The following is a 23,157-nucleotide window of genomic DNA, read 5'->3' on the forward strand; positions in this document are numbered from 1 at the left end:
TGGGCTGGAGTGGCCGCGGCTAGGCGCAGCAGGAAGCCGACGCGCCCTACCGCGTCCAGGTCCGGCTGATCGCATATTCGCTTTCAATCGGATCGCCCTTCTCATCGCTGCCCGGCACGAATTTCGCCCGTCGCGTCCACCCCGCGCAGCTGGCTGCGTCTAGTTCGGCAAAGCCGCTAGAAGCGGTAATGGTGCAGCCGCTCACCTTGCCGTGCGGGTCGATCCGCAGGGTCGCGGCTACCGTGCCTGTCGCTTGGGTGCGATAGCCGCTGACCGGATAATCGACCAGCGAGAGCCAGCTCTTTTCATCGCCCAGCGGGCGGGGCTTTTGCAACGGCGAGAAGGCACCGATCCTGCAGGACCAAACTTCCTTGCCGGTCCCGTCCAGGATGATGAGTTGCTCGGGTCGTGCGTGTACGGTGATCGTCTGGGTGGCGATGTCATATGGATTGTCAAGGCTGGGTTCGCCGGGGCTTACTTCCTCACTGACATAGGGGGAAATGAGTCTGGCAATGAAGGCGATCTTGCCGCCGGCCTTGAGGGCCGGCGCACCTGCGATGGGCTGGGGCACGGCGAACTTGTAGCCATAGTCTCCCGATACACAGCCCATGAGATTGGTGGGCATTTCGAGCGCGACATCATATTCGAATTCCGCCGACGACTTGACCGTCACTGGAATGCCCATGCGCGTCTTAGTGCGGTAGCTGCCCGGCGGTTTTACATCGCGCCAAACATTATGGTTTTTGTAGAAACTGCCTTCGAACAGTTGTTCGTCCGCCTTGTAGGCAAAGGGCACATCTTCATTGTCATTGAGGGACTCGCAAAACAGTATCGGTTCACCGCCCAGCAGGGTCTGCAGCCGATCGGATCTTTCGGAGAACTGCGCGCTGGTTTCGAACTCGTTCTTCGCCGACGTGAGCAGCTCGCGGTTCATGTTAAGCGCGATCGCCAGATTCTTGAAACTCGCCTGGCGGCAGGCAGTACCGATTAGCGTGGCTGGCGTGTAGCGGTTGAGCAAAGATGTCCTGCGAGCACCTGCGAGGGCGACAAAGGTTTGGGGGCAGGCGTGGCCGCCCGTTGCTTTGCCGCAGGTCGGCGCATCGGCGCGCCCTGCGCCGTCGTCGCTGCGATCATCATGGCAAGCGCGCCTGATAAGAGCGCCAAGCGTCCGGTCTTCATAGCTCTATTCCCCGTTCGCCATCTTCACGCCCCCCGTAACGATGATCGCTCTCGATAGAACAGGCTGATGGCGGGGGGCAATGGCATAGTTCGCGATCGCAGCCCTCGGGGCCGGGCCCCAGGCGGTCCTCCCTTACTCGTGTAGTGTCTGCCGGGCTTGCGATCCGGGTGGGCGAGGCGGTACGATGCGCCGACGGCCTAGTCACCTGAATCCGAAGTTCGGCTCATTGTTTTTTGGCAGAAGCGTCTGACCGAGGCGAGGATATCGTCGGCGGATTTGACCCATTTGTAGGGCTTGGGTTTTTCGTTGTGAGCGGCGATGAAGGCGGCGATATCGGCTTCGAGTTCGGCCGTTGAGCGGTGGACGGCTCGCTGCAATTGCTTGCGCGTCAACTCGGCGAACCAGCGTTCGACCTGATTGATCCACGATGCTGACGTCGGCGTGAAGTGCACGTGCCAGTGCGGACGACGGGCGAGCCAGGCCTTGATCCGGGGCGTCTTGTGGGTGGCGTAGTTGTCCATCACAAGGTGGACCTCGGGGCCTTTGGGCATTGCCGCATCGATCTGCTTGAGAAAATCGAGGAACTCTGTCGCGCGATGCCGCTTGTAGCATTTTCCGATCACGGCGCCCGTGGCAATGTCGAGCGCGGCGAACAGCGATGTCGTGCCGTTGCGGACGTAGGTATGGGTGCGTCGCTCGGGTATGCCGGGCGCCATCGGCAATACCGGCTGTTCGCGATCGAGTGCCTGGATTTGCGATTTCTCGTCCACGCATAGCACCACCGCACGGTTCGGAGGTGACAGGTACAGCCCGACGATGTCCTGCACCTTGTCGACGAACAGTGGATCACTCGACAGTTTGAACGTCTCCGAGCGGTGCGGCTGCAGGCCGAATGCGACCCAGATACGGCGGATCGTCGTGTGCGACAGACCAGCCTCCGCCGCCATCGAACGGATCGACCAATGCGTAGCATCCTTGGGCGTGGTGTTCAGCGTGCGCTCGATTACTTGCGCGACTTGCGCATCGCTCACCGTGCGCGGCCGACCCGCCCGATACTCGTCGGTCAGCCCTTCAACGCCGGCTTGCGCAAAACGACGACGCCACTTGCCGACCGTGTGCTCGTGAACCCCAAGCCGCTCGGCAACCTCCTTGCTCTGCAGCCCGTCCGCGCAAAGCAGGACCATCCGGCAGCGGTCCGATAACGAGCGAGGTGCCTTGTGACGCCGCACCTGCGATTCCAGAAACGTGCGTTCAGCGGCACTCAATGCCAACACGTCCGCCTGACGACCAACCATCCATGCCTCCTGCCACCACCAAGAAGCATATACAATGTAACTTATTTCAGTTCCAGGTGACTAGCTGTCCAGGCCACACCGTGAACCGCCGCGAGTTTACCGGAGGCTTATAATCTTAACAGTTCAGCAAGCCAACCGTCAGCTTGTCGGGATTAAAAATCGGCGGCTAAACGGCCGGGATGTGTCGCGGTATTATTCGCAGCCGATCCCGTCGCCATCTCGATCCAGGTGACGCCCATATCCCGGATCGCCCGCGCGAACCGGCGCAGCTCCAGCGGCCCGGGCAGCGGCACAGTTGCGGAATGCGCCGCCTCCCGCGCTTGATAAAGCTTGGCGCGGTGGTTGTGACGGGACGTGCCGATGGCAATGATAGCCGCCCGTACGCCTATCGTTGTGGCAACCCTCAGCGTTCAGTCCGCCTGGATGGCCGTGAACTGAAAATGAGGCTGCCAACACCAAGGCTAGGCCTGAGGCGGTCAACCTTCGCACCATTTTGCTCACCTCGATCCGATCAAGCATGTCGTTTCAAAGGATTCAGAGCTTCAGTGTCGCGGCTAGCTTTCGGAATTTCTCGACATCCTTATCGAAGAAATAAAGGGCGGGAGCTTCGTAGATCACTAGGAAAAGTTGGCCGTTGACCATTGCGCCGATGCCTTCGCCCTTGCGCTGAACCTCGTCATCGGCGCGTGAAAAGGCATAGGTGAAGCGAATTCCCTTATTTCCATCAAGAAGTGCCGGCTCTTGGGTGTCGATCTGCATCTGGTTGACCGAGAACTGGCTGCGATAGGTCGATTCCAACAACGCTGGAATGTCCGTGATCAGCATATTGCCCGCGACCTTGGGCAACGGACGGTTCTTCCGATCAATCTCGCGCAGCAACGGCTCGCCTACTGGGATGCCGCCAAAAAATGAGACTTTGTTCAGCGAATCGCCGTCCAGCGTCCACAACTCGACGTTCTTGCCGTCCTTGCGGCTCAGCCGATTCCATTCGCCATCCGGGGTCGCTGACAATCGGGATTTAGCGATGCCTGCCTTTAGGCCGGGGGCAATAAGGGAGTTGGCGATTGCCGGCGACGCGATGAGGCTGAAAATGGCCGCGATGATTACAGTGCGCATGATCAAAATTCCTTAGTTCGCCATGAGGGCTTGGATCGCCTTGGCATCCGATGCCTCTGGACGGGCGGTAAGATAGGCAGATAGCGCAGCGCGTGCCTCGTCGGTCTGGCCGTTTCGCATCAGTGAGAGGCCAAGATTGCGGTCGAGTTCGGGTTCGGCATAACCGGCCTCCTTGGCTTGGCGATAAAATTGGCTCGCCAGTTGCAGGTCTCGCGGATTTGCGCGCGCCCGATATAATTCCGCTCGGGCAAAGAGGAGGTCACCTGTCCAGCCGGTTCGTTGAGCAAGATTGTCGAGGATATACTGGCTACCGCCGAAATCATTGAGTTTGGTTTGAGCGGCCAGGAAGCGCGGAAGATAGGGTTTTACCGCCTCGTTGAATTCCTTCGCCCTTGCGTCGCCGCCGGGAGGTAGCTTTGCCGCTTCAGCGGCAAGATAGGTGGCCCGTTGGAGCGATGCGGGATGTGTGTCGAAGAATCCCGCGGAATATTTCACCTTCGCCTTTTGATTGCGTCCGGCTGACGTTGCATCCGCTTCGGCCATTAGCGATCTCCACACTTCTGCTGCGGCCGCTGAAGGATAGCCAGACTGCGCAAGATATTTCAGTCCGAGGAGATCGGCTTCCGTTTCTTGCGCGCGGTTGAACTGATACATCGACCCAAGCAGCGTCAGATTTGTATCGCCGATCGGCGTATTGCTGATGCCGCCCAATACCGTGATCCACGCCATCGCATCACCGGTGCCTCGCCGGTTCTTGAAGCCGTTAAGGCCATGGCGCAGTTCGAAATGAGCAAATTCATGACCAAGAACGGCAGCCAGCTCTGCTTCGCTCCGTGATCTTAGCAGTAGGCCGGATTGCACCTGCATGGCGCCGTTAGCCATCATCGAAGCGTTAAAATCAGGAACTTCCATCGCGTATATGCGAATGCCCTTGCATCGATCCGAGCCGACTTCACGGCAGAGGACATCCAGCAGATAAGCCTCCAGCTTGCCTTCTCGAATCCGGAGCGGGCTGTCCCGCAGCTGCCTTTCGATCTCATCTGCCTGCATCCACTGGCCACGCTCGTCGACCGTGGTCGGTTCATAAGCCGGTGTATAAGGCGGAAGTGCAAACTTTTCTGCTGCTTGGGCCGGCGATACCGCGCAAAGACCGGCCAATAATGCGACCGCTGAAAGGATCCGCTTCATGTCACTGTCCCGCAAGGGCAACTTCGGCCGGTTTGCCTGGGAACCCTTCGAGCAGCTGCTTCACCCGCTTTTGCGCCCCTTCGGCTGTTCGAACGTCGCCGCCCATTTGACGGTCCGCGTTAAGCCACACAAGTTGACCTGTCTTCAGATCTACAAGTCCAGCGTGCCCCACATGAACACCAGACGTTACCCCCACGCCCCCGAGCATTCCGACGATCTGCAGCACTTTTCGGCCGGTAGACCCATATTCATCATGGGTGGAGATGAAGAGCGCATAATCTGCGCCCTCAAGCGATTTCAATGACGCGATCCCCGGACCGATTGCCCATTCAAAGCCTTTATCACGCTTCTTGGTGGGAAGCCGATTTCCTGGAAAGAACTGATATTCGATCACAGAGTCAGCGACAGCGCTGAACAGGTGCGAATATTGAGTGACGATTGGCCCTTCGCCGCTGGCGGCTTCGGAATAGGCCACTACCTGATTACCGAGCTGAGATTGAGCCTGAGCCAGCGCAGCGGCGATATTCTCGCGAGCCTGGTTCGTCCAGTCAGCGTTGGGTTCGTACATGCCGCCCGTCGACTGCTCGCCCGCACCAATAACGGGGCGCATGAGGACGATCCTCGCAGTGCCGGGCTTCAACGAGAAGCCTTCCTTATTGCCGGTTTTCTCTTGTCCGAGCGCCGCCGATGAAGCGCAAAGCGCAAGCGCGAGCAAAGTTGCCCGCGCGCAATGATTGAGTCGCACTAACACCCCCTGTAATACCCCAGCCCTTCCTAACTAACTGATGTACGCAGGTAAATACTGCTGAATCCTAAACATGCGAAATGCGCTTATGATCACGCCAGAAATCGAGATAATAAGCCAAAGCTTGGGTTTCCGCCCAGGATTTCATAAGCTTTCTCCTGTCGATAGCTTGCAATGCGCTCATCCTTGGTGAATTTGTTGAAGCTGCCGAATTTGAGGGGGAATATATGAGCGCTCCGATTGGAAGCACGAGTGACGCGGCCTCAAATGAGACCAGACCGAGCGGCCGCAATATCGTCATCTTCTCCGATGGCACCGGCCAGGATGGCAGCGTCCGCGCTGACCAACGGCTTAGCAACATTTACAAGATGTATCGCGCCGCGCGCGTGGGGTCGGATAACAGCATTAATCCAACCGAGCAGGTAGTTTTTTACGACCCGGGTCTGGGAACGGAGACGAGCGCCGTTGGGGTGACCGGCATGCGAAGGACGATCACGAAGCTCATTTCGTCGGTCACGGGGCGTGGCATCACCACCAACATTGCCGACTGTTATGAATTCATCATCAATCATTATCGGCCCGGGGATCGCATCTGGCTGTTTGGTTTCAGCCGGGGTGCGTACACCGTTCGCTGCATCGCCAATGTGCTGATGCTCTGTGGCGTGCCGACACGAACACCCACTGGGTCGCTTCCACGATTCCGAAAACAAATCCGGGAAATTGCCGACAAAGCAGTTTTGCGGGTTTATGAGCATGGTGCCGGCCATCCGCGCGCGAAATATGAGGAGGAACGACTGGAACTGGCGCGCCGCTTCCGCCGGGATTTCGGTGCAGGTAGTGAAGATGAAGCAAACGCCGCACCCTATTTCATTGGCGCCTTTGACACGGTCGCTTCGCTCGGAGCGAAGGGGCCGCTTCGGATTTTCCTGGCTATGCTACTGGTATCGCTGATTGCGGTATTGGCCGGTGCTGCTGCCAGTGCGATTCACTGGCTGTTCGACGCAAACTGGGTTACCTCATTCGCTGCGAGCGCACTGTTGATCGGAACCTATTCGCTGGTGTCCCATCTTCGCACTGCGCTCAAGTTCGTGTGGCCGCCAATGCCGGGAAGGCGGTGGCCGCGCTTTCATATTGCTCAATGGAGCGGAAAGAATTTCGACAGATTGTTGAGCAAGTCGGTCATCTATGCGCGCCATGCTATTTCTATTGACGAGAACCGCGCTGACTTTCCGAGGCTGAAATGGGGGTGGGGCACTTCGGTAGCGGCGCCTGAGGAAATCGATGGTGAGGCCAAGCCGTTCGTTCAACTCTGGTTTGCAGGCAACCACTCCGACATTGGGGGCAGCTACCCCGAAGCTGAGTCACGGCTTTCCGATATCGCCCTGCAGTGGATGACCGAAGAGGCTAGGTCGGTGCCATTTCCGCTTCTCCTCAACGATCGGCGACTCCAGCTATACCCGTCACCTGCTGGCGTGCAGCATGATGAGATCGCAGGCATGGCGGATACGATAAGCGGCAGGACGCCAGCCTTTTTGCGATGGCTGACCAAGGGCTGGACCTGGCCGGTCAGGCAACGAGATCCAGCGGATAACGCGACCCTCCACCCTTCGGTTGCTCAGCGCTTCGCTATGGAAACCGTGCCGAGCCAAGGCGCGGATGAACCCTATCGCCCCGAAGCGCTTCGAAATCACGAGCTTTTCAAGCACCTATATTCCTGAGGTCAGTAAGCGTGTGGATGTTGACGCGGATGTTCCGGAGAGGATCACAATGAAGCTCATCGGAGTGATTGTTCCGTTCTTAATGATGCTGATGAGCGCCACCTCCGCATTTGCCCAGCCGGAAGTAAGCCCAAGCGAGCGGGTTCGACGTAATGTCGTCGTGCGGGTCGAGCCCAATGCCGCTTCGCAGCCGATCGGCGCGCTGTCTCCAGGCGACAGTGTTTCGGTGGTCGGTGACGCGCCCGGCTGGCATCAAGTCCGGCTTAGCGATGGCCGGATCGGCTTCGTTAGTAAGGCCTGGACCATTATCAGAAGTGGGCCGGAGCCGCTGATCGACACCGCCGCGCTTAAACTGCATGTCATCGATGTAGGCACTGGTCTAGCCGTGTTCGTGGAGGGCCCATCATTCACGATCCTTTATGACGGCGGGAGTCAGGATGATCTGGCGGACGGTCCTGACAATCGCATCCTGAATTATATCCAAGCGGTCCGTCCCGGCCTTCAGACGATCGATCATCTGATCCTTAGTCATCCGCACAAGGATCATCTGGAACTGCTGCCAGACATATTCGACCGCTTTATGATACACAATGTGTGGGACTCAGGAGCCGTCAACAGAACGCGTGGCTATTGCAGATTCCTGAAGAAAGTCGCAGCCGAACCGGGAGTTCAATACCATAATGCGATTGCCACTGGGGGGACGCATCGCGTCGTGTTCACTGGCAAAACCTGTTCGGGGGAAGTTGTCTTGCCGCAGGCGGCGATGATGACAGCATCACCTGTTGCGCTTGGTCCGGGTGGGACCATGTCGATCTTGTACCGCGATGCCTCGAAGCATCATGATCCCAACGAGAATAGCGTCGTTATTCGCCTGGATTATGCGGGGCGGCGGATTCTTATCGCCGGCGATGCCGAAGGCGGAGCACGTAAGGCGCCGTCGCAGCCGGCCGACGCCAACAGTGTCGAAGGAAAGTTGATTGCCTGCTGCTCAGCAGATTTGCGTTCAGACGTGCTCGTCGTTGGGCATCACGGCAGTATGACGTCGTCACGCCAGGAATTCCTCGACAAGGTTCAGGCATCGACTTTCATCATATCTTCGGGACCACACCCCTACAGCAAGGTCGTCCTTCCCGATGTGGCAATTGAGGATGAGCTTCGGGCACGGGGCGCGCTTTTTCAAACAGACCTTGCTGATGACGATTGCCCAGCCAGCGAAGCCAAGATCGGACCCGATAATGATGAGAGTCCGGGTGGTTGCGACAACGTCATCGTGACTGTCAGCTCAACTGGTCAGGTTGCAACCGGCTATTTCAGGGAAGCGGACTAAGCATCGCAAACTTGCGCTGATCGTCGCTTGCGTTTGTAAATTGGGGCAGCTGTCCTACTTTCGCTCGTCGCACGTCTCGTCCCCGGAGCGGATGTCTTTAGGATGTGATCTCATTGCGGACCGTCCGGACCCAGGGATTGAAATTTTGACTCTGAACGGCCGGGATGGGTCGAAATCCCCGGATGTCGTTGAATCATCTGCAGATTAGCGAAGCGCGGCGCCCACGGCGCCGCGCTCTACTCGTTCACGCCTTCCCAGCTACGGCTTGCTTCAATTCGCCACCGTCCGTGACAGGCGCAGTGCCTGCTTTCACGGTCGGTGCCGACGATTTCGGCTTTGCCGCTGGCTTGGCCGCCTTCGGTGAGCTCGGAGCTTTCCCGGTCCTCTTTGGCTTGATCGTTTCAGCCTCGACCCCAAGGGAAACTGCTTGATCTTTCCTGCCAGCTTTGGGCGCGGGGGCGGGGGCGGGCTTGTCGTCCGTTGGCGTAGCAATAGACAAACGCTTTCGCGCTGTTTGCTTGTCCGCAGATGGTTCCTTTTTTCCGGGCTTGGCCGAGGCAGTCTCTGGAGCAGCTATCTTCGTCGTTTTTGATGCTGTCTTGGCCCTGTCCGCCTTACCCTTTTTTATGCCGACATCGGCTGCTTCGGCGGCGACCACTGTGGTGGGCGGAGCTGGATTGATCTTCGAAGCCGCATCCTTCGGCTGAGCGTCCTCCTTGCCGTTCTTTGTAATCTTCGTGGGCTTTCTACCCAGACCCAGCTTTTCGGCGACGGCTCGCCGGGCATCGGAATAGGCTGGGGCGACCATAGGATAGGACTTGGGTAGATTAAACCGATCGCGATACTGATCCGGCGTCAAACCATGCTGTGCCAGATGTCGCTTCAATGTCTTGTAGGGCTTTCCGTCGATCAGGCTCAGAATGAAATCGCGCGACGCAGTGCTTCTGCGGATCGATACGGCGGGTACGTAACCTTGCGCTTCCGGCTCGACCTGGATCGCGACCGGGTTTGTGGCCAATGCCGCACGTGTCGACTTGATCAGGTCAGCCAGACCGTCGGCAGGAACCGTATTGTTGGAGACGAAGGCGCTCAGTAGCTGGACGGTGAGCGTCGTGAATTCATTGGGTGTTTCATCTGCCATTTATGCGAATCCATGGTGTGGAGGGAGGGAATGGATTACTGCGTGACCAAGAATAATTTGTAAATGCCAGGACCAGACTAGATCGACTTGATGCAGAATGTTGCGCATCCAAAACCGAGGAACACCAATTGAGTACAGCCGGTCTGCTGATACGCCCCATCCGAGCATGTAAAACTTCCCCTCACTTCGTCTTGAAATCGTCCTGTAGACCATGCATCATCCTTTTGCCGGACGGAGAATGCTGACAGCCTTCCGGTAGGATTTCCCTGTCAGGCATCAATACGTCCGTCGTGCGTGTCGGACGGTCAGAACAGATGCGGCAGCATCGTTCGAGACACACCTAGCCAATTCACCCCCGAGTTTTCGGGGCTGTGATGCTGTCGGTCGCATGGCCAGGTGTTTTGTGTCCCGTCCCATTCGTGCTTCCGTCCTGGATGAAGGCTATGGCGAAGAAGTCCCCCAATGCGTCGACGAGCGCTCCATGGACGTCGTCTTGCTGGCGGACGAAGAGATCGACACACCTCTATTAGCCCAGACCTACCGCACCCAGGCGCCGGGTCTGCTCCGTTACTTCAAGCGTCAGACCCGAAACAGCGATGACGCTTGCGATCTGATGCAGGAGGCTTTCGTGAGGCTCACCGCCCATATGCGAAAGACCCCCCTCTCCCATCCGGCATCCTACCTGCAGAAAATTGCGCGCAATCTTCTCGTTGATCGCATCCGCCTTTCCAAGCGCGCGGAAGCCGCCTTCGGGAAACAGACATCAGAAGATGTCGAAATCGCAGTGGAGCCGGATCAGGGGCTTGCGATCGAAGGAGTCGACACCCTGCGTCTCTACCGACAGGCCGTGGCCGCCCTTCCCCAAAAGACGCGGCAGGTCTTTATCATGCAGCGTGCCAAAGGCATGACCTACAAGCAGATATCCGAGGAACTTGGCATTTCTATCCCGACTGTCCAATATCATTTCGGTCGCGCGCTTGCGCGGATCGCGCAGGCACTGGATGGTGAATGATGATGGATAGGCCTTCAGATTTCTTGCGCGACGAGGCGGCAGCATGGTTCGCCGCCATGCGCGGTCCGGCTGCAGCGGACCGGAAGATGGAGTTTGACGCCTGGATGGCCGCCAGCCCATCGCATCGGGCAGCCTATGCGAGGATTAGCGAAATATATAATCTCGGAAAGTGCCTGGAATTCGGTCACGAACCTGCCATCCCGGCCCATCGGCGCCAACGACGGCAGCTGTCCGTTCTGGCTGCCGCCCTGTGTCTCGGCATCATATCGCTCGCCGCTTTTGTCTGGAAACCTCTCCACCCTGGGCCATCAAGCGATGCCTCGCGCTCGATGGCAGTGGCAGCAAATGCGTCGAACCCGATGCAGACCGCCATTGGCGAAATCCGCAGGATCAAACTGGCCGATGGGTCCACCCTCACGCTCGACACCGACAGCCTCGTTCGAGCCGAATTCACGGATTCAGCCAGGACTCTCCATCTCGAGCGCGGGCAGGCCCGCTTCGACGTCGCGCACGAGGCCCGGCCCTTCACAGTCATGGCAGGCGTCCTGTCGGTCACAGCTCATGGCACAGTCTTCGATGTCAGTGCGCGTTCCAACGGGCGCTCTGCTGTGCATCTGCTGCGCGGTTCCGTCGAGGTCACCCAAAGAGCCGGCGTTGAAGGTCGACGAATATTGACGACGAAAATGCTTGCCCCGGGGCAAGCGGCCGAAACCGGATCCGCAGGGCTCAACCTTCTGAAGCAATTTCCCACAAATCCCGCAGGGACCGACTGGCCTTCGCTGCTGCGCCAGTTCGACAAGATTGAACTGGGCGAACTGATCCAGGAAGCGAACCGCTATTCGCGCGTGAAGATCCGGCCGCCTGCGCCCGAAGTTGCGGCAATGCGGGCGTCGGGCACGTTCAGGATCAACGATCCCCAGCGTCTGGCCAGCAATCTTGCACTTCTTCTCGATCTGCGCGCCCGGAATGAGCCAGACGGCACGATCAGTATCACGGCCCAATAAATTTTTCGCGAGCCGGCAGCCCTCTCATAAATCGGTAAATTCGAGCGTGGTCCCCGTCATGCGCCGCAATCGGCGCGCGACAGACAAAGGGGGACATAGTGCGACAGATATTCCATGGATTGGCTTCCTCGGTGTTCAGCATCGCAGCGATCACAACCGCCAGCTATGCCCCGATCGCGATCTCGCAGAGTGATCAAAGGATTGAACTGCATATCGCAGAGCAGGATCTGGCCGCCTCGCTCCAGGCGCTGGGCGCCGCGACGGGGCGTGAGATCCTGTTCCGGCCCGAAGCCGTAGCGGGCAGAACCGCGCCGGCAATCGAGGGCCATTTTACAGCCACGCAGGCGCTCACCATTCTTCTCAGGTCGAGCGATCTGCGCTTTCGCGAGAATGGCAGGAGCCTGGTGATCCGGGGGCGATCGGAAGCGTCGGCGGCGCTAAGTGACGGCGCTGACGCGGCGAACACGCTCTTCGTCACCGGCTCCCGCATAAGAGGCGCGGATGCGCCAGGATCGAACGTCATCCGTCTCGATCGAAAGGCTATCGGCGAAAGCGGCTATGCGTCTGCGCAGCAGATCCTCCAGTCGATCCCCCAAGCCTATGGCGGCGGCGCCAACGAAGCGACGAGCGGCGCCACCGGCGCGAGCGGCGCAAATCTCAACGCGTCCTATGGATCCTCGATCAATCTGCGCGGTCTTGGCCCCTCCTCCACGCTGGTGCTCCTCAACGGCAATCGTCCAGCCCTGGGCGGCTCCGGCGGCGTCTTTGCAGACATATCGATGCTGCCCGTCAGCGCGATCGAGCGGATCGAGGTCCTTCCCGATGGCGCATCCGCGATCTACGGATCCGATGCGGTCGCCGGCGTCGTCAACCTCATCACACGCCGAAAATTCGAGGGGCTCGAAACCGGCCTTCGCTATGGCACGGCTGACGGAGATTTTTCGGAGATCCAGGCCAGCCAGGTCGCCGGCACCAAATGGAGTTCGGGTCGCGCCGTGCTTGCGATCGAATATTATCGTCGCGGTAGCCTTGCGGCAGATGATCGTGATTTCGCAACACAGGACCTGCGCCGTTGGGGCGGTAGCGACTATCGCGTTCAGTTCGCCAACCCCGGAAACATCGTGGCTGGCGGCAAGACCTACGCGATTCCCTCCGGCCAGGACGGAAGTTCGCTTGTTGCATCGGACCTGGTCGCAGGGTCGCTCAACCGACAGGACGGATGGGAGCAGGCCGACCTTCTCCCACGCCAGACGCGCTATTCCGTCTATGGTCGGGTCGAACAGGATGTGACCGACGGCATCACGCTGGACATTGAGGGTCTGTACGCCCGGCGGTCCTTCTCCAAACGCGTGAACCCCGCAGGCTATCAATCCTCCATCACCGTCACACCCGACAATCCCTATTATATCGATCCTATCGGGACAGGCCGCGCGATCAGCGTCCGCTATGATTTCACCGACGAGCTTGGCCCGCGTACCGATCAGGGCAAGGTCGAGGCCCTGGGGTTCAACGGCGGCGGTACGATCGCTCTTGGCGGCTGGGCAATCGATATCCGTGGCACCTATGGGAAACAGATCGAGAATTTCGGGACGATCAATCTTCCCAATACCGCTCGACTGGCCGTCGCTGCGGCGAGCAGCAATCCCTCGATTGCCGTCAATCTCCTTGGGGACGGCAAGGTCAACAGTGCCACGGTGCTCGACTATATTCGCGGATCGACACACTCGCGCTTCGCGTCGACAATATGGTCGGGCGCGGTGCGTGGTGACGGTCCGCTGGTCAACCTCCCCGGTGGCCAGGCGCGCCTTGCCTTGGGCGCCGAGCATCGCGATGAACGCTTCAAATCGCGGTCCGTTTCGGACCAGAGCCGGCTCGAGCCATATGTTTTCACCGGCACGCAGGGCGCGCGCAATATCGAAGCCGTTTATGGCGAAATCTTCGTGCCGGTCATCGGCGCAGCGAACGCCCTGCCCGCATTCCAATCGCTGAGCCTGTCCGCAGCAGTCAGGCACGAGCGGTATAACGACTTCGGCTCCACGACGAACCCGAAGTTCGGGCTATCCTGGAAACCTGTGTCCGGTCTGGAGCTTAAAGGCAGCTTCGGCACCTCTTTCCGGGCGCCGGGGTTCGTGGAACTGCGGCAGACACCGGATTCGGACGTCTATTTCATCTATCCCGTCAGCGATCCGCAGTCACCCACTGGCACCAGCAACGTGATGTACTATCGCGGCAACAAGACCGGCATGAAGCCGGAAAAGGCGCGCACATTCACCCTGGGCTTTGTTTTGGAGCCAGCACTGCTTCCTGGCCTGCGCCTTTCGTCGAGCTATTTTGATATCCGCTATAAAGATCAGATCGTCGATCTGACATCCGCCCTGCTGCAGATGCTGAACAATCGGGCAACCTATGCCGCGCTGATCAACGACAATCCCTCGCTGGAGATGCTGCAGGCCGCCATCAACTCGCCGAATTTCATCGACTATCTTGGCCTGCAAGCCGCCGATGTCGATGTTTTCATCGATGCCCGAACGCAAAATCTCGCGGTTGTCCGGCAGAAAGGCCTGGACTTCGATGCCCAATATCAATTTCCAGCGGGGAGCGGCACAGCCCGGCTTGGCATCGATGGCACCTATCTCTTCCGCTTCACACGTGCCGCGAGCGCATCGGCGCCAGCCATCGACATATTGAACAGCATCAACAATCCGGTCGACCTGCGTCTGCGCGCGCATGCGGGATGGACCTCTGGCCCCCTCTCTGCGCTCACCAGCCTTAACTATGTGCGCGGCTATACCAACAGCATCGTCAGTCCGGCCGAGCATGTGGATGCGTGGACCACCATCGACGCGCAGCTCAGCTACCGCTTCGAGAACAAGACAGGCGTGCTGCAGGACCTTGCTGTTGCGCTCAGTGCGACGAATCTGTTCGACAAGGATCCGCCCTACGCGGCCTTCTCTTTCAACGGGATCACGGCGGTTGGCTATGATCCGCAAAACGCCAATCCGCTGGGCCGGGTTGTTTCGCTTCAGCTGACCAAGGCGTGGTGAGATGCGCCTTCCATACTGCCTCGTCGCTGTCCTGTTTGCGGCAGTCGGCGCCCTGCCGTCCGCTGCCGCCGCGCTCTGCTCCCCCCCGCCGACACGCGCGGAGCAGAGCGCCACAAATGGCGCCAATGTCAGCCCCGAGGATCTGCTCGGCCTCTGGGACTTTGGCGATGGTGGATCCAGCCCTCTGAATGCCTCCCATATCGCGCTGTCCCCCAACAAGAAGCAACTGGCGGTGCAGATGCGCCGTGCTGACGCAGCAACCAATCGCTACTGCATGGCGCTTGTGATCATCGACCGAAGCGGGCAGAGCGCGCCTATCATAGCCGATCAGGGCGGAGACTTCATAAAGGCGCAATTTTCCAACCGCCGTCTGGCGGGATTCCCGATCGGCCTGCCCATGCCGCTGACGCCGCGCTGGTCGCCGGACGGACATCATATCGCCTATGTGCGGCGCGACCAGGGGCAGACCCGGCTTTGGATCGCCAATGCGGATGGCAGCGGGGCAGAAGCGGCAACGTCCGGGGACCTGCCGATTTCCGATCTGAGATGGTCGGCAGATGGGCGGCATGTGCTTCTGGCAGCCGACACGAACCGCCTGGAAGCTGAACGTCGCATCGAGGAAGAAGGGCTTTCCGGCTTTCACTATGATTATCGAATATGGCAGGCGGCCCGCGCCCTTCCCTTTCCGCCCGGCCCGTACCCGCCCATCTATTATCAGGTCGATCGCGAGACGAAACAGCTGATGAGCCTTCCGGCAGACGCCGCCAGCAAGGCTTTCGGATCGCGCGGCGAAGGCATTCCGGCAAACGCCAGGCTTGGCACGTTCAGTGATGATGGAAATGCCGCAGCGTGGGTCGAGCGTGAGCAGCCGGATCAGCTGCGCTCACCCTCAAGGCTTCACGCAGTCGTCGATGGCGTTCCCATCGCATGTCAAAGCGAAGCGTGTGCAGGCGAATTGCTCGGCATCTGGTGGACCGATCGGCGCGAAATCCTGTTCCTGCGAACGGAAGGTCCAGCCGACCGGAGCCACCTTGCACTTTACAAATGGCACCCACGGCGTGGACGACCCACCCTCCTCCTGCGGACGGAGGATCTCATTCTCGGCTGCCAGGCAGGCAAGGGCGAACTGTTTTGCGGCTATGAGCGCAGCCTCGAGCCGCGCCGGGTCGTCGCCATTTCGGCGCGGGACGGCGCCGTCTCCACCGTCTATGAGCCTAACCCCGATTTCGCGCGGCATCGCTTCGGCGCGGTGCAACGCCTCTATTGGAAATTCCAGGGCGGTGAAGCCTTTGGCGATCTTGTCCTGCCGCCCGACTATCGGAACGACAGGAAGCTTCCCCTTATCGTCGTCCAATATACGAGCCGCGGCTTTCTGCGGGGCGGAACCGGCGATGAATATCCCATATTGCCGCTGGCCGCGGCAGGCTTTGCCGTGCTGAGTTTTCAGAGGCCGACGGATTATGCCAATCGCATCCCTGCCGCGAATATTGCGGAGTTCAGCCAAAACAATGTCACTGGCTGGGCGGATCGGCGTCATGTCCTGAACGCTCTTGAAGCCGGTGTCTCACAACTGATTGACCGCGGACTGGTAGACCCGGCGCGCATTGGCATCTCTGGCCTCAGCGACGGGGCGTCGACGGTCCAGTTCGCCCTGGTCAATTCCAGTATGTTCCGCGCCGCAGCCGTCAGCTCCTGCTGCGAAGACCCGAGCAATTACGACAGCGCCGGCGAGGAATATTATCGCGATCTCGTCAGTTGGGGCTACCCGCCCCGAGGCACGGACGGCCGCAAATTCTGGCAGCGCTATTCGCTTCTGCAAAATGCCGACAAGATTGCGGCGCCCATTCTCATGCAGCTTTCAGACGACGAGTTTCGTCTTGCGCTCCCCGCCTATCACGCCCTTGAGGCTGCGGGAAAAACCGTGGACATGTATGTTTTTCCCGACGAGCATCATATCAAATGGCAGCCGGCGCATCGCCTCGCGATCTACCGGCGATCGATTGCCTGGTTTCGCGGATGGCTGACCCCTCAAGGAGACCCCGCGTCACCTTCCGCCGGCGAACGGCCCTGACCCACATTTCCGTATCCCACAGCACCATCAGCCGGTTGATGCCGCCACTTCCGCTTTCCTGGAATCGGAAAAACTCCTCATCCACGGCGTCTACATCGATGATTTTTTCCGTAGCAAGCCAGCCATCGTGCAGATGCGCCTTCATTTCTCCGCTGCGCTCCTTGAAGATATCGCGGATCACAGCATCAAAGCCGCCCTTCGACCGGCGACCCGAGATCATCGGGGGCAATCTGTCGGCGAGCAATCGGCGAACCGGGGCACGGTTGCGCCCGCCCTCAAACCATTGCCAGGTCGGTATCTGAAGCGCCGTTTCGACCACCGGCTTCGACACGAGCGGGAACCGAAGGGCGTCGTGGCGAGGCGCGCTGTAGGCATCCAGGTGATTATGGATGCCGATCATGTGCTTGAGATGATCGCATTTGCCTCTCGGCGCGCAGCCCAGATCGATCCCCCGGTGATAGGCCCGGCGCGACAGCGACCGCCGCGTATCACGGGACAGGAATGAGCCATCCCTTTTCCAGGAAAGCCGATGCGGCAGGCTCATCCTGCGCAATGCCCGCCAGATAATCTCCGCGCTGGTGGTATCATGGGCGCGCGCAAGATCATGGACAACCGCCGGACTGTTCAACATCGTTTTCCAACTGCCCAGACAATCGATCAACGGTGCGCTGGAGGGAAGGTAGCAAAAGGTGCCGTCGCCGCCGCCCCCGCTCATGATCATGTCGCAGCCAAGCTCGTCCATCGCCCTATCCGCCGCCTGATCGAACAGCTGAGTAAAAAGCCGGGCGCTCGGCCACGCGAGATGCGCGGCAGCCGATTCATGGAGGCGGATGTGATCAGCGGACAGGACCGATCCGCGCCACTGCCGGCCCAAATGGGCGCAAACTGCCCTGGCAAAATCGCTCTCATCTTCTCGCGCGTCAGGCCCGACATAGGTGACCGCCGTAAAGTCGATCGCCATGTCCGCCAGGAGCATGGCGAGGAGGGAGGAATCCAATCCGCCGGACAATTCCAGCATTACGCGACTGGCGCCGTTCGTTTGCGCGCGCACGGCGACCCTCAGCACCCTCTCCAGCCGCTCCGCAATCTCTTCATGCGGAAGCGCGCGGCCCACCTCCAGGTCCACGAGCGGTTGCCAGACATAGCGAACCTCCTCATTTTGATCACTGGCGGTGCATCCCGGTGTCAGTTCGCGGACGGATTTCAACGCCGTGCGGTCCTGCCGAAGATCTCGATAGGCAAGCGCCCGGATAATTCCGTCCCGGCAAATCTCGAAATCCTGCCCGGTGACGAGGCGCAAAAGATCGACGCTCGACGCGGCGAAGAACGCGCTGCCGACGCGGCACATGTAGCAGGCCTGCCCAGCCGATGGATCCCTGTAGAAGCGCACTGTCTGCGCATCGACCGTGACAGCGACAAACTGCCCCCAATGGCGCGACGCCACCGTTTCGAGGGTATCAGCGGAATGCGCCGCCCTGTCGAGGCTCTCCCGGCTCAGGCGGCCGCCAGCTGCATCAAAGGCTTCGCCGATTATGACAAGGCGCCGGTCCGACGAAATCTCAACGCGTCCCCTCAGGAAAAGCCTGTAGTTCGCGTCGATCGACGTTTCGGAAAAGTCGTCAGTCAGGGACAGATCGGCAAGGGCCCGCCGAGCGATGCCGATAGCCGGTCCCGCTGATGGACAGAGGATGAAATCGCTCATGCCCGGCACCGCATGATCGGCGTAAATCGACGCACATGGTCGATTTCGTCGTTCAGGAGCCACCCATCGCGCTCGAGCCAGCAATGCGCGGCAAAGGGATCGAGACTGACGCCAAAGACCAGTTCCGTCATGGAATCTCCAACAAAATGGTAGAGCGCAACGCTGTCTAGGAGGCAGACGCGGGATAGCGGAATGGCTGGCCGGCAAGCGGTAAAGCGCCCGACACGGTCCATCACGACCTGCTGCTCCCGAACCGGCATCTGTCCTGCTCGTTTCCGCATCGGCTCGAGGGTTCTCGCAAGCGATCCCGTTGCTATGCGCAGGCGCGTCGTGGCAAGAAACCAGGCGATCTGCAGATACTCGGCACGATTGGCGGACGACACGCAAATCTCGGCGCGGCTCTTCAGGGGTTTCGCCGCGCATGCCTCCAGACGTCGATTTCCCGCCTGTTCGCGGGACACATATCCCTTTGCCATCAGGTCATCGAATGTTTCGTCTGAATGCCTGCTTTCAGCGCCCGCTTCCCATTGGATCAGCGCCTCACCCGATGCACCGTGGATCAGGAAATAGCGGGTCGTCCTCATATCGAGTGCGACGACGCGCCCGTCGACCAGACAATGGTGAAAATGAGGCGTTGCGTAGAGCATCGTTTCGTAGATCGGCGCGGCCAGAGCCGCGCCGATCCCTTCGGATTATTCGTCGGCCATGCCGTTCAGGCGGTAGCCGACGCCGTCCGACGGTTCGCCCGCGATCGCGCCCTTGGTTTCAAAGGCGGCGTTGCCCAGATCGACGAAGTCGTCGGAGAGGTCTTCGATACGTTCCATGTTCATCTCCATCATGCAGGCCGCAGTCATTTGCGGCAGGCATGATGATAAGTAGCTCGCCCCTTATACCCGATCTTATAAGTTCTCATTTCACCGGCTTATAAGCGCCATATTGGAGATAACCCCGCACCGGCGGCAATCAAAGCCGCTGAACATCAGCTTCTACCGGCAGTGTCGGAGGATGGCGGGACTGCGCTAATTCTGTGAGCGATTGCCGAAGCGCGTCGTATCCGTCTCCTGTGATAGGCCCAGATGGCATCACGTAATGCGGCATCCTGACCGGATCTGGTCAGGTTCCAGATCGCAAGCAGTTCTTCCTCGACATTCTTGACGACGGACGGCTCATGGAGTCGCGCGACCGAAAGCAACTCGCCCGCGGCAAGGACCGCATGGAGATGTACCTGATTTCCAGGCCTGCTGCCAATCCGGCCGAACAGCGCGGCGGTTGCATCGCGAATATCCTTGGGATGATGTGGACCACTGCGCTCCAGGATTGCGATAGGCCCTGGCTCCCCCGCAACGGGACTATTTGCCTTCAGGGCATGCCTGACCAGATAGCCATGCCAGACATAAAGGTCGCGCAGCACCTGCGCATCGAGTTGCGGGATGGTGAACCCTCCCCCGACATTGAGGCCCAATAGTCTCTCGCCCACCAGCCGATGCGCGCCATCGCGTACGGGCGATATGCTCACGCCATAGTGCTCAGCTGCATTCTGTACGATCAACTGGGATCCCGGAGGGAAGACGCCATCGAGTATATCGGCCTTGAGCCGGCGATAGATGCGCTCTGCCGTCAGGGGTTCAGGTGCCATCAAGACCTCCCGTCAGGACGGTTCGCCATCATCACCCGGCCCGAAGAAGGAGGATCTGCGCCGGGTGACGGCGGCCTGCGAATGCTCATAGACGAGCGCGATGCAGCGATCTTCCAGTTCGGAGAGGTCCTCCTCCACCAGATATTCCTCGGGAATCGACATTCTTCGCTCCATGAGAAGAAGCGGGATCATGATGTGGGTGGTCGAGAGACCAAGCCGATGGGCACATGCAAGATGCTCATCAAGCTTCGACTTGGGATTGCCCGCCTCAATTTCCCGCAACCATCGAACACTGACCCCGGCCGCGCGTGCAAGCTGAGGCTGCGTGATCCGGTCACGTCGGCGGCGCTCTTCGATCCGTTTCCCGGAAATCTCCTTTATCCTGGAGAGAACCAGCACGTTATCCTTGGTCTGAAGTCTTCGAGTCGGCATGCGCAGGCACCCCTGACACTGGCTCGAAGCTTCCAATGGCACTTACCCGATCGCCGAAATCTATGCATTTGACGCACGCGGTCAAAAACAATCATTCTCATTTTGAGATGAATTCGACGATCCAACCTGATGTTGGCGCCGGCGTCCTGTGCCCGCAGCATTTATGATCGCGCCCGCTCGCGCGCGAGACGAGCGACCCAGCTGGTCAATTCGCGGTTCTCCGAGGCGCCAAGAACACCCAGCCCGGCGATGTAAATCCGACCGATCTGGGGCGCATGCATCAAGCCTGTCTGCGATAATCTCTCCCTGATCGCCCGCGCCGACCGGCCGATAGCAGGCGAACCGCCCACGAAATGCTCGCATTTGCCGAAATAGATATCCAGGCGATTGTCGAGCATCTCGGCCGCCACCTCATCGCAATCCCGCTGCTCCAAAAGATCGATCGCAGCCTGGAGCGTTGCTCCATAGGGTAACAGATCCTGCGCCAGGATGCACAGACGCAGGTGGACAGAGAGATAGAGTTCCAAGCCGCGTTCCGAAAGGGTCAGCCGATAGGCGCGTGACCTTTTACCGTTCATCCTTTGCACTTTCCTCACTGAAAAATGACGGGCGGAGCCTGACGCGATTCGTCCAGCAAGGCGGAGTGTATCCGCGATGGTCGACGCTTCGCCCGTTACAAACGATCCATGATGCGGCACGCAAATGCCCAAGCGGCACTTCACTGCCGCCTGGCGGCACGTCAGTGCCCTGCACCGGCACGTCATTGCCCTGGCCATTGCAGGGCGGGGGCGGTCTCGACATCGATGGTTTCAACAACCGGTGACGGCGAGCTTACCCGAATGACCGAAGCTTCCCGCCAGCACCCTTCCCGAAACCGGGCCGCCGCTTCAGCCGCCCAGATGCGAGGAGACATGCCCCATGGGCAGAGGCATTCCTATCGGCGCCCCCACGCTCGTCATTCTCATGGCGGCAACTATGCCCGCAATGGCGGCCAAAGGGCAAGCCATGGTGAAGGCGCGAGTTCCCACTGACTGGGTCCAACCTCTCGCCGTTCGGCAGCAGGGCGGCGAGTTCATCATCGAGGCGGTAACCCTGGGCCAAATTCCGCCCGCTCCCGCAATGACTGTACCGCTTGGGCGCTCGATCCGCTTCGATCCGGCGCTCCTTGCCCGGCCATTCCACGACAGGAAAGGAAATCATGATGTCATGCCACGCACGGATCGCTAAGACACTGGCGATTGCGCTGATCGCAGGCGCTGCTGGGGTCGTGAACGCGGCACCTGCAGAGCCCGCGACGGATCCGGTCGCTCTCGACGCTGTAGCGGCAAAGGCGCAGGCAAGCCTCCGCCAAAGCTTCACCAACCTCCAGTTCGAGGATTTCGGCCCTGCGCCCGTCAAAGGCCCCGTGTTTCAGGCGAGCGCCGGCGGCCGCATCCTCTATTATGCGCCTGACAGCGAGCACCTTCTGTTCGCCACCATCTACGACAGAAACGGCGTCAACCTGACCGCCCTCGCACAGGATGCCAGCGCGCGGAAAAAACTGGGCGCGCTCGGTCCCAATCAAGCACTCACCATTGGCCCGCCGGGCGCGCCGACCGTCATCGAGTTCACCGATCCCGATTGCCCCTATTGCCGCGCCCTCGATCGTTTCTGGGCGGCAAAGGCAGCCGAAGGGAAGCCAGTGCGACGGCAAATCTATTTCGTGAGCGGTATCCACCCGCAAGCCGCGTCCAAGGCCGAGCATATCCTCTGCTCGAAGGACCAGGCTGGCGCCTTCCGCGCCACCTATGCCGGAGACGCGCCAAAGCCCCTCACGACCTGCAAGGAGGGCGCGGCGCTTGTTGCCAGGAATGCCGAGGCGGTCAAAGCCATGGGCATATCGGGAACCCCCACCCTCATTCTTGATGGCCGCGTCATTTCCGGCTTCCAGCAGGCCGAGATCGAGGCCTGGCTCGAGGAAAAGCAGGCGCCCAAAAAGCCGCCCAGCTGATTTCCTCCAAATTTGGCGGGCTCATGGCGGCGGGCGCAAGCGCCGACTCCCTGAGCAACAGATGCCGGTGAGAGGGGCCCGTTACCAAGGAGCCACCCATCCCTTCGCTGGCCGTCAACGAACAGCCGTGTCGGTGCCGGCAGGCATTTTCATGGGGAGGCTCCTTATTGCCTGGAGAAAGCTCATGCTCAAACTTGCCTCACTGCCTGCCCCCTCCCGGAACCGGATGCGCCGCCTCTCTTTTGCGTCGGCCGATGCCGTGGGAACCCTGCTCATCGCGATGACCCTGGCATCGGCCGCCCACGCCTTCCAGGCGCCGGCCGCCGGCGACCTTGGCTACGATATTTACGACATCGTGGTGAACCAGGGGGTGAAGGGGCCGCTCGGCTTCGTGGGCGGCGTCGCCGCCTTCCTGTTCGGGGTCAGCCGCCTCTTTTCCAACATCATGATCGGCATCCCGACGATCGTCGCTGCCGTCTGCCTCATTCGGGCGGATTCCATCCTCCAGACCTTCGGCATGATGGTCTGAGATCCGCCTGAAACAGAGACTGGCGCG

Annotated in this window: 22 protein-coding genes; 9 read left to right on the forward strand and 13 right to left on the reverse strand. The window is 59.9% G+C overall.

The window, feature by feature from the left end; genetic code table 11:
• Positions 1 to 46: 46 nt before the first annotated feature.
• The 6 genes from NUH86_RS19000 to NUH86_RS19025 form a co-directional block, all read right to left on the reverse strand.
• Positions 47 to 1,018, reverse strand: a complete 972-nt coding sequence (locus NUH86_RS19000; protein ID WP_267252874.1) for an energy transducer TonB — start codon at positions 1,016 to 1,018, stop codon at positions 47 to 49.
• Positions 1,019 to 1,377: 359 nt separating this feature from the next.
• A complete protein-coding gene (locus NUH86_RS19005; protein ID WP_267251045.1) occupies positions 1,378 to 2,475 on the reverse strand; it encodes an IS630 family transposase in 1,098 nt (365 codons plus the stop codon).
• A 192-nt stretch (positions 2,476 to 2,667) separates the two neighbouring features.
• A complete protein-coding gene (locus tag NUH86_RS19010; protein ID WP_323749037.1) occupies positions 2,668 to 2,994 on the reverse strand; it encodes an excalibur calcium-binding domain-containing protein in 327 nt (108 codons plus the stop codon).
• 15 nt (positions 2,995 to 3,009) lie between these two features.
• Entirely contained in the window at positions 3,010 to 3,591 is a 582-nt protein-coding gene (locus tag NUH86_RS19015; RefSeq protein ID WP_267252875.1) for a hypothetical protein, read from the reverse strand.
• Positions 3,592 to 3,603: 12 nt separating this feature from the next.
• Positions 3,604 to 4,779, reverse strand: a complete 1,176-nt coding sequence (locus NUH86_RS19020; RefSeq protein WP_267252876.1) for a M48 family metallopeptidase — start codon at positions 4,777 to 4,779, stop codon at positions 3,604 to 3,606.
• A gap of 1 nt (position 4,780) precedes the next feature.
• A complete protein-coding gene (locus tag NUH86_RS19025; protein WP_267252877.1) occupies positions 4,781 to 5,524 on the reverse strand; it encodes a hypothetical protein in 744 nt (247 codons plus the stop codon).
• 227 nt (positions 5,525 to 5,751) lie between these two features.
• Here NUH86_RS19025 and NUH86_RS19030 point away from each other — a divergent pair, with 227 nt between their 5' ends.
• Positions 5,752 to 7,242 carry a DUF2235 domain-containing protein gene (locus NUH86_RS19030; RefSeq protein ID WP_267252878.1) on the forward strand — a complete coding sequence of 497 codons (1,491 nt, stop codon included), beginning with the start codon at positions 5,752 to 5,754 and terminating at the stop codon, positions 7,240 to 7,242.
• The gene (locus NUH86_RS19035; RefSeq protein ID WP_267252879.1) at positions 7,181 to 8,569 is read left to right on the forward strand and encodes an MBL fold metallo-hydrolase; all 1,389 of its coding nucleotides are present in this window, start codon (positions 7,181 to 7,183) and stop codon (positions 8,567 to 8,569) included. Before NUH86_RS19030 ends, NUH86_RS19035 begins: the two co-directional genes overlap by 62 nt.
• A gap of 244 nt (positions 8,570 to 8,813) precedes the next feature.
• Here the strand turns inward: NUH86_RS19035 and NUH86_RS19040 are convergent, their stop codons facing one another.
• The gene (locus tag NUH86_RS19040; RefSeq protein ID WP_267252880.1) at positions 8,814 to 9,710 is read right to left on the reverse strand and encodes a MucR family transcriptional regulator; all 897 of its coding nucleotides are present in this window, start codon (positions 9,708 to 9,710) and stop codon (positions 8,814 to 8,816) included.
• A 481-nt stretch (positions 9,711 to 10,191) separates the two neighbouring features.
• Here NUH86_RS19040 and NUH86_RS19045 point away from each other — a divergent pair, with 481 nt between their 5' ends.
• From NUH86_RS19045 to NUH86_RS19060, 4 genes are all read left to right on the forward strand, one after another.
• Entirely contained in the window at positions 10,192 to 10,722 is a 531-nt protein-coding gene (locus NUH86_RS19045) for an RNA polymerase sigma factor (RefSeq protein WP_267252881.1), read from the forward strand.
• Between the two features lie 23 nt (positions 10,723 to 10,745).
• Positions 10,746 to 11,726, forward strand: coding sequence for a FecR family protein (locus NUH86_RS19050; protein WP_267252882.1), 981 nt, complete (start codon positions 10,746 to 10,748; stop codon positions 11,724 to 11,726).
• Between the two features lie 98 nt (positions 11,727 to 11,824).
• Positions 11,825 to 14,770, forward strand: a complete 2,946-nt coding sequence (locus NUH86_RS19055) for a TonB-dependent receptor (RefSeq protein WP_267252883.1) — start codon at positions 11,825 to 11,827, stop codon at positions 14,768 to 14,770.
• Position 14,771: 1 nt separating this feature from the next.
• Positions 14,772 to 16,841 (forward strand): Atxe2 family lasso peptide isopeptidase, encoded by a 2,070-nt coding sequence (locus NUH86_RS19060; RefSeq protein WP_267252884.1) that lies wholly within the window; start codon positions 14,772 to 14,774, stop codon positions 16,839 to 16,841.
• On the opposite strand, the gene NUH86_RS19065 is transcribed toward NUH86_RS19060, so the two are convergent.
• The 6 genes from NUH86_RS19065 to NUH86_RS19090 form a co-directional block, all read right to left on the reverse strand.
• Positions 16,726 to 18,543 (reverse strand): asparagine synthetase B family protein, encoded by a 1,818-nt coding sequence (locus NUH86_RS19065; protein WP_267252885.1) that lies wholly within the window; start codon positions 18,541 to 18,543, stop codon positions 16,726 to 16,728. The two genes, NUH86_RS19060 and NUH86_RS19065, sit on opposite strands and share 116 nt — an antisense overlap.
• The gene (locus NUH86_RS19070; protein WP_267252886.1) at positions 18,540 to 19,190 is read right to left on the reverse strand and encodes a lasso peptide biosynthesis B2 protein; all 651 of its coding nucleotides are present in this window, start codon (positions 19,188 to 19,190) and stop codon (positions 18,540 to 18,542) included. Before NUH86_RS19070 ends, NUH86_RS19065 begins: the two co-directional genes overlap by 4 nt.
• A gap of 45 nt (positions 19,191 to 19,235) precedes the next feature.
• Positions 19,236 to 19,367, reverse strand: coding sequence for a benenodin family lasso peptide (locus NUH86_RS19075; RefSeq protein ID WP_267252887.1), 132 nt, complete (start codon positions 19,365 to 19,367; stop codon positions 19,236 to 19,238).
• Positions 19,368 to 19,522: 155 nt separating this feature from the next.
• A complete protein-coding gene (locus NUH86_RS19080) occupies positions 19,523 to 20,179 on the reverse strand; it encodes a GntR family transcriptional regulator (protein WP_267252888.1) in 657 nt (218 codons plus the stop codon).
• A gap of 12 nt (positions 20,180 to 20,191) precedes the next feature.
• Positions 20,192 to 20,611 (reverse strand): helix-turn-helix domain-containing protein, encoded by a 420-nt coding sequence (locus tag NUH86_RS19085; protein WP_267252889.1) that lies wholly within the window; start codon positions 20,609 to 20,611, stop codon positions 20,192 to 20,194.
• 161 nt (positions 20,612 to 20,772) lie between these two features.
• Positions 20,773 to 21,189 carry a hypothetical protein gene (locus NUH86_RS19090; RefSeq protein WP_267252890.1) on the reverse strand — a complete coding sequence of 139 codons (417 nt, stop codon included), beginning with the start codon at positions 21,187 to 21,189 and terminating at the stop codon, positions 20,773 to 20,775.
• A 340-nt stretch (positions 21,190 to 21,529) separates the two neighbouring features.
• Between NUH86_RS19090 and NUH86_RS19095 the strand changes: the two genes are divergently transcribed.
• The 3 genes from NUH86_RS19095 to NUH86_RS19105 all read left to right on the forward strand — a co-directional run bounded on the left by NUH86_RS19095 (position 21,530) and on the right by NUH86_RS19105 (position 23,130).
• Complete coding sequence (locus NUH86_RS19095) at positions 21,530 to 21,838, forward strand: hypothetical protein (RefSeq protein WP_267252891.1); 309 nt, start codon at positions 21,530 to 21,532, stop codon at positions 21,836 to 21,838.
• Complete coding sequence (locus NUH86_RS19100; RefSeq protein WP_267253001.1) at positions 21,813 to 22,601, forward strand: DsbC family protein; 789 nt, start codon at positions 21,813 to 21,815, stop codon at positions 22,599 to 22,601. Before NUH86_RS19095 ends, NUH86_RS19100 begins: the two co-directional genes overlap by 26 nt.
• Positions 22,602 to 22,785: 184 nt before the next feature.
• Positions 22,786 to 23,130: a hypothetical protein gene (locus tag NUH86_RS19105; RefSeq protein ID WP_267252892.1), complete on the forward strand. Its 345-nt coding sequence runs from the start codon at positions 22,786 to 22,788 to the stop codon at positions 23,128 to 23,130.
• Positions 23,131 to 23,157 lie beyond the last annotated feature (27 nt).

It is taken from the genome of Sphingobium sp. JS3065 (genome assembly GCF_026427355.1).
In the GTDB taxonomy this organism is placed as follows: Bacteria; Pseudomonadota; Alphaproteobacteria; order Sphingomonadales; family Sphingomonadaceae; genus Sphingobium.

Excerpts from the sequence above, each read along its gene's own strand:
- NUH86_RS19090 (WP_267252890.1), bottom strand. The coding sequence starts at position 21,189 with ATGAACGGTAAAAGGTCACGCGCCTATCGGCTGACCCTTTCGGAACGC.
- NUH86_RS19015 (WP_267252875.1), bottom strand. The coding sequence starts at position 3,591 with ATGCGCACTGTAATCATCGCGGCCATTTTCAGCCTCATCGCGTCGCCG.
- NUH86_RS19060 (WP_267252884.1), top strand. The coding sequence starts at position 14,772 with ATGCGCCTTCCATACTGCCTCGTCGCTGTCCTGTTTGCGGCAGTCGGC.
- NUH86_RS19040 (WP_267252880.1), bottom strand. The coding sequence starts at position 9,710 with ATGGCAGATGAAACACCCAATGAATTCACGACGCTCACCGTCCAGCTA.
- NUH86_RS19045 (WP_267252881.1), top strand. The coding sequence starts at position 10,192 with ATGGACGTCGTCTTGCTGGCGGACGAAGAGATCGACACACCTCTATTA.
- NUH86_RS19080 (WP_267252888.1), bottom strand. The coding sequence starts at position 20,179 with ATGGCACCTGAACCCCTGACGGCAGAGCGCATCTATCGCCGGCTCAAG.
- NUH86_RS19095 (WP_267252891.1), top strand. The coding sequence starts at position 21,530 with ATGGGCAGAGGCATTCCTATCGGCGCCCCCACGCTCGTCATTCTCATG.
- NUH86_RS19065 (WP_267252885.1), bottom strand. The coding sequence starts at position 18,543 with ATGAGCGATTTCATCCTCTGTCCATCAGCGGGACCGGCTATCGGCATC.
- NUH86_RS19085 (WP_267252889.1), bottom strand. The coding sequence starts at position 20,611 with ATGCCGACTCGAAGACTTCAGACCAAGGATAACGTGCTGGTTCTCTCC.
- NUH86_RS19035 (WP_267252879.1), top strand. The coding sequence starts at position 7,181 with ATGAACCCTATCGCCCCGAAGCGCTTCGAAATCACGAGCTTTTCAAGC.
- NUH86_RS19070 (WP_267252886.1), bottom strand. The coding sequence starts at position 19,190 with ATGCTCTACGCAACGCCTCATTTTCACCATTGTCTGGTCGACGGGCGC.
- NUH86_RS19075 (WP_267252887.1), bottom strand. The coding sequence starts at position 19,367 with ATGGAACGTATCGAAGACCTCTCCGACGACTTCGTCGATCTGGGCAAC.
- NUH86_RS19105 (WP_267252892.1), top strand. The coding sequence starts at position 22,786 with ATGCTCAAACTTGCCTCACTGCCTGCCCCCTCCCGGAACCGGATGCGC.
- NUH86_RS19005 (WP_267251045.1), bottom strand. The coding sequence starts at position 2,475 with ATGGTTGGTCGTCAGGCGGACGTGTTGGCATTGAGTGCCGCTGAACGC.
- NUH86_RS19030 (WP_267252878.1), top strand. The coding sequence starts at position 5,752 with ATGAGCGCTCCGATTGGAAGCACGAGTGACGCGGCCTCAAATGAGACC.
- NUH86_RS19010 (WP_323749037.1), bottom strand. The coding sequence starts at position 2,994 with ATGCTTGATCGGATCGAGGTGAGCAAAATGGTGCGAAGGTTGACCGCC.
- NUH86_RS19020 (WP_267252876.1), bottom strand. The coding sequence starts at position 4,779 with ATGAAGCGGATCCTTTCAGCGGTCGCATTATTGGCCGGTCTTTGCGCG.
- NUH86_RS19100 (WP_267253001.1), top strand. The coding sequence starts at position 21,813 with ATGTCATGCCACGCACGGATCGCTAAGACACTGGCGATTGCGCTGATC.